This window comes from Bradyrhizobium sp., assembly GCF_019244115.1.
Taxonomy (GTDB): domain Bacteria; phylum Pseudomonadota; class Alphaproteobacteria; order Rhizobiales; family Xanthobacteraceae; genus Bradyrhizobium.
In genome coordinates this window covers 18919-29232 of record NZ_JAFATE010000066.1, presented here as the reverse complement: position 1 = coordinate 29232, position 10314 = coordinate 18919, and the positions used below count along the sequence as shown (strand labels likewise).

The following is a 10314-nucleotide window of genomic DNA, read 5'->3' as shown; positions in this document are numbered from 1 at the left end:
TCCTTGAACTTGGCGCTCATCTGCGCCATGCCGTCCTCGATGGTGCCCTGCGTTGACATGCCGATGGAGTTCGGATCGTTCAGCGTGGCGGCGTAGTCGCGGACGTCCTGGGTGATCTTCATCGAGCAGAACTTTGGGCCGCACATCGAGCAGAAATGCGCGACCTTGTGGGCTTCCTTCGGCAGCGTCTCGTCATGGAACAGCCGCGCGGTGTCCGGATCGAGGCCGAGGTTGAACTGGTCGATCCAGCGGAAGTCGAAGCGGGCGCGGCTGAGCGCGTCGTCGCGCAGCTGCGCCGCCGGATGGCCTTTTGCGAGATCGGCGGCGTGGGCGGCGATCTTGTAGGTGATGACACCGGTCTTGACGTTGTTGCGGTCGGGCAGTCCGAGATGCTCCTTTGGCGTGACGTAGCACAGCATCGCGCAGCCGAACCAGCCGATCATCGCGGCGCCGATGCCGGAGGTGATGTGGTCATAGCCCGGCGCGATGTCGGTGGTCAGCGGCCCCAGCGTATAGAACGGCGCCTCGCCGCACTCTTTGAGCTGCTTGTCCATGTTGATCTTGATCTTGTGCATCGGCACGTGGCCGGGGCCCTCGATCATGACTTGGCAGCCCTTCTGCCACGCGATCTGGGTGAGCTCGCCGAGCGTCTCCAGCTCGGCGAACTGCGCGCGGTCGTTGGCGTCCGCGATCGAGCCCGGGCGCAGGCCGTCGCCGAGCGAGAACGACACATCATATTTGCGCATGAGGTCGCAGATCTCGTCGAAGCGGGTGTAGAGAAAACTCTCCTTGTGATGCGCCAGGCACCACTTCGCCATGATCGAGCCGCCGCGCGAGACGATGCCGGTGACGCGGTTGGCGGTCAAGTGGATGTAGGGCAGGCGCACGCCGGCGTGGATGGTAAAATAGTCGACGCCCTGTTCGCACTGCTCGATCAGCGTATCCTTGTAGACCTCCCAATCGAGTTTCACCGGATCGCCGTCGACCTTCTCCAGCGCCTGGTAGATCGGCACGGTGCCGATCGGCACCGGGGAATTGCGCAGAATCCATTCGCGCGTGGTGTGGATGTTGCGGCCGGTCGAAAGGTCCATCACGGTGTCGGCGCCCCAGCGGATCGCCCACACCATCTTGTCGACCTCTTCCTCGACCGAGGAGGTCACCGCCGAGTTGCCGATATTGGCGTTGATCTTGACCAGAAAGTTGCGGCCGATGATCATCGGCTCGAGCTCGGCATGATTGATGTTGGAGGGAATGATGGCGCGGCCACGCGCGATCTCGTCACGCACGAACTCCGGCGTGATGAAGGCGGGGATGTCGGCGCCAAAGCTCTCGCCGTCGGCCAGCGCGGCCTCGGCGCGCTCCAGCATCTTTTTGCGGCCGAGATTCTCGCGCTCGGCGACGTAGATCATTTCCTTGGTGACGATGCCGGCGCGGGCATATTCGAGCTGCGTCACCTTGTGGCCGTCGAGCCCGCGGTGCGGATTGTGATAGGCGGAGAAGGCGCGCGCCGCCTTATCGGTGGAGACGTTGCCGTTGTCCTCGGGCTTGATGATGCGGCCCTCATACTGCTCGACACCGCCGCGCTCCAGAACCCAGGCGGTGCGATGCCGCGGCAGGCCGGCGTTGACGTCGATCGTCGCTTGCGGATCGGTGTAGGGGCCCGAGGTGTCGTAGACCACAACGTTCGGCTCGCCGGCGCCTTCGGAGAGGATGATCTCGCGCAACGGCACCTTGAGCTCGGGCGCGGCCTCTGGGGAGGCGAACACTTTTCGCGAGGAAGGCAGCGGTCCGGTGGTGACGGCGGGCAGCGTGGTGTCGGGATTGGAGCGAATGTTCATGGGATCCTCCTTGTTCCTTATATTCCGGACGTTGGTTTGCCGTCATTGCGAGGAGCGAAAGCGACGAAGCAGTCCAGACTGCCTCCGCGGAAAGATTCTGGATTGCTTCGCTTCACTCGCAATGACGGCGCAAGTCGCTCGTGCTCCTCGCAATGAGGGCGGTGAGAGTTGGTGCGCATCACGCAGCCTCCGCCTCGACCTCGAGCCAGGCGCGCACGCGCGCGTCGGGATCGGCGTGTTGGGTGATATCGGAGACCACCGCGATGGAATCGGCGCCGGCGGCAAAGATCTCGGCGGCCTGTTCGCGCTTGATGCCGCCGATCGCGACCAGCGGGATGTTGCCGACGCGCTGCTTCCATTCGCTGATTTTCGCAACACCCTGCGGGGCAAAGCGCATCGCCTTCAGCGTGGTCGGGAAGATCGGTCCCAGCGCGACATAATCGGGTTTTGCGGCCAGCGCCGTTGCAAGCTCCGCGTCGTCATGGGTGGAGATGCCGAGCGACAGCCCGGCCTCGCGAATCGCGGCAAGGTCGGCCTCGGCAAGATCCTCCTGGCCGAGATGCAGATATTTGGCGCCGGCCACGATCGCCGCGCGCCAGTAATCATTGACCACGAGCTTGGTGCGCGTGCCCCTGGTCAGCTCCAGTGCATCAGCCACGATCTGCAGCGCCTCGCCGTCGTTCAGGTTTTTCGCGCGCAGCTGCACCGTGCCGACGCCGAGCCTTGTCAGGCGCTCGACCCAGGCAAGACTGTCGACGACGGGATAGAAGCGATCAGGATACGGCATGCCAGAACGGGGTCCCGACGACTGGAGTGGAGGGAGAGGCGAAATCACGCGCGTCCATCAGCCCGGCCTCGAAGGCGACGCGGCCGGCCTCGACACCAAGTCGGAACGCGCCGGCCATCGCGACGGGATCTTTGGCCTTGGCGACCGCCGTGTTGAGCAGCACCGCGTCATAGCCGAGCTCGAGCGCGTGCGCGGCATGGCTCGGCGCGCCGATCCCGGCATCGACGACGAGGGTGATGTCGGGCAGACGGTCGCGCAAAAGCCTCAAGGCGTCACGGTTGATGATGCCGCGCGCCGAGCCGATCGGCGCGGCCCAGGGCATCACCACCTTGCAGCCGGCATCGACCAGCCTTGTGGCGACGGAGAAATCCTCGGTGCAATAAGGAAACACCTCAAAACCGTCCTTGATCAGGATGGTGGCGGCCTCGACCAAGCCGACCACGTCGGGCTGCAGCGTGTCGTTGTCGGCGATCACCTCGAGCTTGATCCAGGAGGTGCCGAACAGTTCGCGCGCGAGTTTTGCGGTCGTCACCGCCTCGCGCACGCTGCGGCAGCCCGCCGTGTTCGGCAGCACCGTGACGCCGAGTTCGCGGATCAGCGACCAGAACGCGTCGCCGCTCTTGCCGCCGGCGGCCTCGCGGCGCAGCGACACGGTGACGATCTGCGCGCCGCTGGCCCGGATCGCAGTCTGCATGATCGCGGGCGAGGGGTAGAGCGCCGTACCGATCAGCAGGCGGGATGAGAATTGTTTGCTGTAGAAGGTCAGCATGAGAACCGTGTCTCCCCGAAAAAGGACGTCATCCCCGCATAAGCGGGGATCCAGTATTCCAGAGCGCCGGAGGTTGAGCCGAGACGCCGCGGCGTACTGGATCGCCCGGTCAAGCCGGGCGATGACAGTTGAATGCGTTGCGCGAGCATCGCATCTTTCACGCTCTCCATGTTTACGCTTCCCATGGTCACCCTCCCTGCCGCGGGGTGATGATCTCGATCTCGTCGCCGCTGCTCAAGGACCGTGCGGCCCACTCGCTCTTCGGCACCACGTCGTAATTCACCGCGATGGCGAAATGCGTGCCCTCGTAGTCGAGCTCGGCGAGCAGCGCCTGCACGCTCGCGGCGGCGATCTCGCGCTCCTCGCCATTGACCCTCACGCGCATTGCATCACCTCATTGTCGATCTGGCCGCGCGCGACGAAGCCGAGCGTCAGTTCGGCGAGCGCCGGCGCGATCAGGAAACCGTGGCGATAGAGGCCGTTCACCGCGATGCTGTCTCCATTGATCGCGATCCGCGGCAGGTTGTCGGGAAAGGCGGGTCGGAGGCCTGAGCCGAACTCGAGAATGCGGGCTTCGGCAAAGGCCGGATGCACGGCATAGGCGGCGCCGAGCAGTTCTAGCGCGGAGCGCACCGAAACGCCGGTGTCCTCCGTCTCGATCGAGGTTGCGCCCAGCATGAACAGGTTTTTCTCGCGCGGGATCACATAGAGCGGCCAGCGTGGATGGATCAGCCGCACCGGGCGTCTCAGCTCCACTTCGCCGGTCTCGATCAGGATCATCTCGCCCTTGACGCCGCGCAGCTCGGGCTGCGCATCGCGTGCAAACAGTCCGCGGCAGTCGATCACAAGACCGTCGACCTCGCTCGCCGACACGTCGCTGTTGAAATGGATGGTGCCGCCGGCCGCGATGATCTTTTCGTGTAGCTTTGGCAGCACCCGGCGCGGCTCGACATGGCCTTCGTCGGCAAAGAACAGCGCCTCGCGAAAACGCCCCTCCAGCGACGGCTCCAGCGCGGCGAGATCGGCCGCGTCGAGCCGCCGGTGGTTCAAAGTCATTTTCGCAAAACGCTCGAAATCGGCGCGCTCGCGGGCATGGGCCACGACCAGCGAACCGTTGAACGCCGTGTCGGGCAGCTCACGCCGCCAGAGGTCGAGCGAGCGCAGGCCGAGCCGCGAGATCACCGGCTCGGCGACCTCGGTCTCGCACCAGGGGGCGAGCATGCCGCCGGCCCAGTGGCTGGTGGAGAGCGTCAGGCTGGCATCGCCGCGTTCGTGCAAGGTGACGTCGTGGCCGGCCTGCGCGAACAGCAGGGCCTGCCAGGCGCCGGCAATGCCTGCGCCGATGATGGTGACGGAGGATTCCCCCCGCGGCTTCCTGGTCTGGTACATCCCTGTCCCTTCGCCGGCATGACCCGGATCAGGTTCAAAGGGTCACCGCGGTCCCCGGCCAGTGCCGGCGTATGCGGTATCTCAGCTCCTCCTCGGAGCTCCCCTCGGAACGGCGGTAATTTAGGCCGATACGCCGCGCTGTCAATGTGACAGCTTTGTTGCAGGCCGTGTCCCCGGCTCTGGCCGACGTCCGGCCGGCTATTCGAACTGAACGAGCATGTTAGGTCGATCAGAGCCGCTGCTCGGCCTGGGCGTGGAGCAGCCGCTGGCGCTTTGCGGCATAGTAATAGCCGCCCGCATAATAATGCATGGCACGGGCATGGTCGCCGTTGGCGGCCCGATAAGCGCCGGCGAGGTATTTGATCCCATAGGTGAGATTGGTCTCCGGATCGCGCAGGCCGGCGGCGTCGCCGGTGTAGCCGAGTCCGCGGGCGGTCGCGAGCTTGATCTGCATCAGGCCGATACAGCCACCGCGTCCGACCAGCTGCGGCTGGTAGCGGCTCTCGCGCTGAATCACACGATGCACCAGTGCTTCCGGCACATTATTGGCCTGCGCATGAGCCCTGACGAGCACATCAATTTCTTCGTGACCGGCTGATGCCACGGCTGGAAAAAGCAGCGCAGCCAACGCCAGCGCTAGCAGCGATAGGGAATGTTTCATGCGAAAAGGCCCCTGGGCACGCGTGAGTCGCTCGGGTTCACGCTTCGGAACCCCGATTCGCGCATTCGCTGGGCAACAATGTGGCAAGGTCGGTGCTTATCGGCGGAGTTCCGGCGGAGGGCTCAAGGCATGTACGCCATCGAAACGACAAAAAAATGTCGTGGAGAGGATCGGCGCGACAGTCTGTGCCCAACAACAATCTGTTCCGTTCTCGAGAAAAAACTGACAGACATTCAGGGAGGTGGACCATGGCCAGAACGGATTTTGGCTCCTTGCCCCGGCAGAATCCCTGCGCCCAGTGCGGCGAACCGATCGGCGTTCCCGAATGGATCGAGAACGAAGCGAGCCGCACCCGCTATCTCTGGCATTGCCTTGTCTGCGACTACCGTTTCGAGGCGGTCGCGATCTTCGAGGACGCCGATCCGGACGCGCTCGCGGCGTAGGGTCTTCCGATCATCATGCGGCCGCGCGCTGGCCTTGCTGGCGCACCGGCAGTTCCATGCGCACCATCAGTCCGCGCGGCTGCCGGTCGTGCAGCGACAGTTTGCCGCCATGCGCCGTGACGATCGCCCGGGCGATCGATAGCCCGAGCCCGAAGCCGGTGGCGTCGTCCATGTTGCGCGCGTCGTCGCCGCGCACGAACGGCTCCAGCATGTCGCCCTTGTCGCTGTCGGACATGCCCGGGCCGTCGTCCTCGACATCGACGGTGACGCAGTCCGTGGTCACCGTCAGGCGGATCATGACCTCGCCGCCGAACCGCACCGCGTTCTCGACGAGGTTGGTGACGGTGCGCAGGAGATCGTCGGGGCGCGCGGTAGCCATCGCGTGCCCGGGGCCGGCATAAGCGACCTTGTGTCCCATGTCGGCGAACTGGTCGGCGACGAGCTGCAGCGTGCTTGCCACATCGACCAGCGTCATCTGCTCGAGCTTGCGCCCGTCGCGCAGGAACGACAGCACGCTCTCCAGCATCGATCGCATCTGATCGAGATCGGCGAGCATGCGGCTGCGCTGGATCTCGTCCTCGATGAATTCGCTGCGCAGCCGCATGCGGGTGATCGGCGTGCGCAGGTCGTGACTGATCGCGGCCAGCATCCGCGTGCGGTCGTCGATCAGGTCGGTGATGCGCTTGCGCATCCGGTTGAGCGCTTTGGCGAGCGAGCGGACCTCTTCCGGTCCGCGCTCGGGCAGCGGGGCGGCGTCGCGGTCGATCGAAAAGCTCTCGGCGGCCCTGGCGAACGACGACAGCGGTCGGGTCAGCGTGCGTGCCGCCCATAATCCGAGCAGGGTGACGCTGACCACCGCGAACATCAATGTCGTCATCCAGGGGCTGCGCCACAGCGGCGGCGGCGGCCGATCGGTCGGAACGAACGCCGAGATCGCGGTACCATCGGGCAACGAGATGCCGATCCGGCGGCTCGGATCACCCGGCGCGCCCAGCGGGAAGATCCGGTAGCCACGGCCGAGACGGCGCAAATGATGCAACGACGGCGGCCCGCGCTCCTGCCGGACCAGCGTTGCCGCCGGCACGGCGTCGGCTGCCAGATTGCGGATGTCGAGTTGCGGAAACGCGCGGGCGAAATCGATCAGGAGCCGCGACCGTTCGGCCGGCGGCGCTGCGCCGAGCAACTGCGCGGCGCTTGCGAGCTGCGCCGCCCCGTCTTCGCCGCCAAACTCCGGCCGATCCGGCCGATGGAGCAGGAAGGTCGCGGTGATCGCCAACTGCAGGCCGACCATCGAAACCAGCACCAGCGCCGCGATCTGTCCGCCGATTCCGCGCAGGTTCAGAAAACCGAGGAGCCTCATGGCTGGAACTTCATGCGAGAAGCCTGAACGACGCTAAAATACGAATGCACGAGCAACGCAGTTTCAAAATCTGGTCTTGCTGTTCGTCGAAGTCACCTCGACATGTGGCGTGAACACGTAACCGCCGGACCGCACCGTCTTGATCATGCTGGCTTCCTGCGGATCGGGCTCGATCTTGCGGCGGATGCGGCTGACCAGCACGTCGATCGAGCGCTCGAACGACCCGGCGTTGCGCCCCTGGGTCAGGTCGAGCAGGCTGTCGCGCGACAGCACGCGGCCCGGCCGTTCGCAGAAGGCGCGCAGCAGGTCGAACTCGGCGCTCGTCATCGCCACCCGCGCGCCGTCGGGATTGCGCAGTTCACGCAAACGGAAATCGATCCGCCAGCCATGAAACGACAGCGCGGTGGCGCCTTCGGTCGCGCTGGCCGTGCGGGCCACCGCCTGGCGCCGCAGCACCGCGTTGATCCGTGCCAAAAGTTCGCGCGGATTGAAGGGTTTTGCGAGGTAGTCGTCGGCGCCCATCTCGAGCCCGAGGATGCGGTCGACGTCCTCACCGCGCGCCGTCAGCATGATGATCGGCACCTGCGATTCGGCGCGCAGCTTGCGGCACAGGCTGAGGCCATCCTCGCCCGGCAGCATCACGTCGAGGATCACGAGGTCGACGCGGTGATCGTTCATGGTGCGCGCCATCTCGCGGCCGTCGGTCGCGGTCGACACGTTGCAGGCGTGGCTGCGCAGATATTTTGCGATCAGCGCCCGCGTCTCGCGGTCGTCCTCGACGACCAGAATGTTCGGTGGTGCTTGATTCATGCCGCTAGTTGTCATCATCCCTGAGGCGACAACAAGGATTTTTGTTTCCGACTGTTTCTGCGCGCCGCGGCGAAACGGCGTGCAACCCACAGCAGCAGCAGCGGCAAGGAGTCGTTAAGCCGCGGATGGAGTGGTTGGTTGCTGCTGCTAAAGCTCCGGCAGCTTGGTCACGGAGACGTTGATGTCGCCGGCGGCTTCCGCGATCACGCGCAGCGTCTTGGAATCGAAGGCGAGATCGGCGAGGCGGAGATTGGTGATCTCGGCGTCGACGTGAACGCCGTCCTCGTCCTTCTGGAAGTCCGAGATCGCCTGCGCGATCTTGGCGCGCGCGTTCTTCGCGAACGGTTTCAGGTCGATGGTCGCCTTCTGGTAGATCGCTTGCTGCAGATGCGGCACGACCGCGCGCGCCGCCGCACCTAGCAGCCCGAACGCGGCCTCCGATTCGACGGCAAGCTGCACATTGATCAGCCGCAACACCTGCTGCTCCTGGTCGAGGACGGGCACACCCCAGATATGGATAGTCGCCTCGGCGCCGAGACTGAAGAAGCTTTTCTTCTCGTGCGCCTTCACGTTCAGCGAGATCAACAGCCGCTCGCCTGACGCGGCAAGGTTGGCGCTTTTCACATAGACCTCGACCGGGCCCGAGCCGTCCTCGGGAAAGGTGTGGCCCACGAGCTGGCCTGCGATGATCTTGTTGACGTCGGCAAAGGGCAGGTCAATCGGCACGCCGATGGCAACGCCGCCCTGGGTCGGCGGGATGATGCTGATCCTGTCCGGGAACGGGCAGTCGGGCTTGGTCGGCTGCGGCGTGATGCGGGTCTCGGCCTCGATCCCGATGGTCAATGTGACCGCCAGGGCATCGACACGCGGCTGCGCTGCGATGGCGCGGGTCGGCTTCACCTCGAGCCACAGCGCCGGCAGCGAGGCCGTGGTGTCCGCGCCCTGCAGCGGTAGCGAGCGGCAGGCCTTCTCCCATTGCGCCCGCGCATTCTTCAGCAAGGTGGGATCGTTGCGGATCCGATCGCCGATCGCGTTGAGCTGTTCGCCGACCGTCTTGTCGATCACCGGCTTGATCTGCGCCGGCACGCTGACCTTGGCACCGGCGACCAAAACGTTGGTGTCGCCGAGATTGACCTGCGCGCCGAAATTCGGCTCCAGGTGCCAGGCGGTGGCCAGTCGCGGCCGCGATGTGATGATGACGTTGCCCTTGATCTCGGCGCTGGCGTTGAGCTGCTTGATGTTGACGCTGCCGATCTGCTTGGCGGCGTTCGGACCGAGCAGGCTGCCGAGCGCCTCGCCGAGCGAGCCGGTGGCCTTCGACGACAGCGAGCCGGTGACGTTCAGCTTGCCCGTGATCGGCGTGATCAGCGACAGCGTGTCGTCGCTGCCGGCGGCCCTGATCGGGCCGCGCGTCGCGGTCCAGCCGATGTCGGCGTTCTGCAGCACGCGCGAGACCGGGTTGGTGGACTTGCCGACGAAATCGCGGGGCGTGTTGCGCTCGGCAACGTTGCGGATCGCGCTGAGAGAAACCGCAACCGGGGCAATGATAACAGAACTGCGCGAGGCCGGCGGCAGTGGCGGAAGCTCCGTCAGCGCTGGTGCCGTCGTATCGCGCGAAGAGAACAGATCGATCATCTTCAGACTGAGATAGAACGACAGGCCAAGCCCGATCGCGATTGTGATGCCGGCGAGCAGCGAGGCCTGCAGCCGCGTCTTTGGTTGCAGCAGCTCCCGGAGCCGCTCCGGCGGCGCCAGTCGCGTGCCGAGCGCCGACCACCATGCCAAAATTTCCCTGAGGCGGTTCGGCGGAAGGCCTTCCTCGACTTCCTCCTCTCCATCCGGTTCTCGCACGGCGGGCAGCGCCAGGATTTCCCGCAAGCGCGACGGCGGGAGATCCTCCTCCGGGGACGGCGGCAGTTCCTCGCTCGCGAACGCGTCATCTGACGGCGCCGGTCGCCGCAGCAACGTTTCGAGCCGGTTTCTGATCCATGGCGGCGGCGTCAGCAATTTGCTGAGCCAGGTCGGCACTTGCATCGTCTCCCCGGACCTGATCTCGGACTTGGGTTCAAGCGCTTGAGTTTACAGGTCGGATTGAGGCTGCGCCAGTATGGGCGGGGAGGGGCGCGGCGGTCGCTTTTCCGCCCGTAAAAAGCCTGGAGACTTATCGCGCGCGCATTCACCTTTGAGTGGAGTCTGGGGCAGTGCGTTTCCTGCGGATAGCGAGAACCAGCAACATTTCGAAACAAAACGGCCCCGT

Annotated in this window: 9 protein-coding genes, 1 pseudogene and 1 riboswitch; of the genes and pseudogenes, 1 reads left to right on the top strand and 9 read right to left on the bottom strand. The window is 65.2% G+C overall.

Annotated elements, in window-relative coordinates; translation table 11 throughout:
• The 6 genes and pseudogenes from thiC to JOZ76_RS03140 form a co-directional block, all read right to left on the bottom strand.
• A partial coding sequence (thiC, locus tag JOZ76_RS03165; protein ID WP_291697173.1) for a phosphomethylpyrimidine synthase ThiC occupies positions 1-1838 on the bottom strand: 1838 nt, incomplete at its 3' end.
• 178 nt (positions 1839-2016) lie between these two features.
• Positions 2017-2625, bottom strand: coding sequence for a thiamine phosphate synthase (locus JOZ76_RS03160; protein WP_291697172.1), 609 nt, complete (start codon positions 2623-2625; stop codon positions 2017-2019).
• Positions 2612-3394, bottom strand: coding sequence for a thiazole synthase (locus JOZ76_RS03155; RefSeq protein ID WP_291697171.1), 783 nt, complete (start codon positions 3392-3394; stop codon positions 2612-2614). The genes JOZ76_RS03160 and JOZ76_RS03155 overlap by 14 nt, the downstream gene beginning before the upstream one ends.
• Before the next feature lie 187 nt (positions 3395-3581).
• Positions 3582-3779 (bottom strand): sulfur carrier protein ThiS, encoded by a 198-nt coding sequence (gene thiS / locus JOZ76_RS03150; protein ID WP_291697170.1) that lies wholly within the window; start codon positions 3777-3779, stop codon positions 3582-3584.
• Entirely contained in the window at positions 3770-4783 is a 1014-nt protein-coding gene (locus JOZ76_RS03145) for an FAD-dependent oxidoreductase (protein WP_291697169.1), read from the bottom strand. Before JOZ76_RS03145 ends, thiS begins: the two co-directional genes overlap by 10 nt.
• Positions 4771-4898: riboswitch (TPP riboswitch) on the bottom strand. Its footprint overlaps the gene before it by 13 nt.
• Positions 4899-5045: 147 nt before the next feature.
• Positions 5046-5444, bottom strand: a pseudogene (locus JOZ76_RS03140) (lytic transglycosylase domain-containing protein); the annotation flags it as partial.
• Positions 5445-5692: 248 nt separating this feature from the next.
• On the opposite strand from JOZ76_RS03140, the gene JOZ76_RS03135 reads away from it, so the two are divergent.
• Positions 5693-5887, top strand: a complete 195-nt coding sequence (locus JOZ76_RS03135; protein ID WP_291697168.1) for a hypothetical protein — start codon at positions 5693-5695, stop codon at positions 5885-5887.
• A gap of 13 nt (positions 5888-5900) precedes the next feature.
• Here JOZ76_RS03135 and JOZ76_RS03130 read toward each other — a convergent pair whose 3' ends face one another.
• The 3 genes from JOZ76_RS03130 to JOZ76_RS03120 all read right to left on the bottom strand — a co-directional run bounded on the left by JOZ76_RS03130 (position 5901) and on the right by JOZ76_RS03120 (position 10085).
• Positions 5901-7247 (bottom strand): ATP-binding protein, encoded by a 1347-nt coding sequence (locus tag JOZ76_RS03130; protein ID WP_291697167.1) that lies wholly within the window; start codon positions 7245-7247, stop codon positions 5901-5903.
• Positions 7248-7310: 63 nt separating this feature from the next.
• Complete coding sequence (locus tag JOZ76_RS03125; RefSeq protein WP_291697166.1) at positions 7311-8057, bottom strand: response regulator; 747 nt, start codon at positions 8055-8057, stop codon at positions 7311-7313.
• Positions 8058-8204: 147 nt separating this feature from the next.
• Positions 8205-10085: a DUF4403 family protein gene (locus tag JOZ76_RS03120; protein ID WP_441299965.1), complete on the bottom strand. Its 1881-nt coding sequence runs from the start codon at positions 10083-10085 to the stop codon at positions 8205-8207.
• Positions 10086-10314 lie beyond the last annotated feature (229 nt).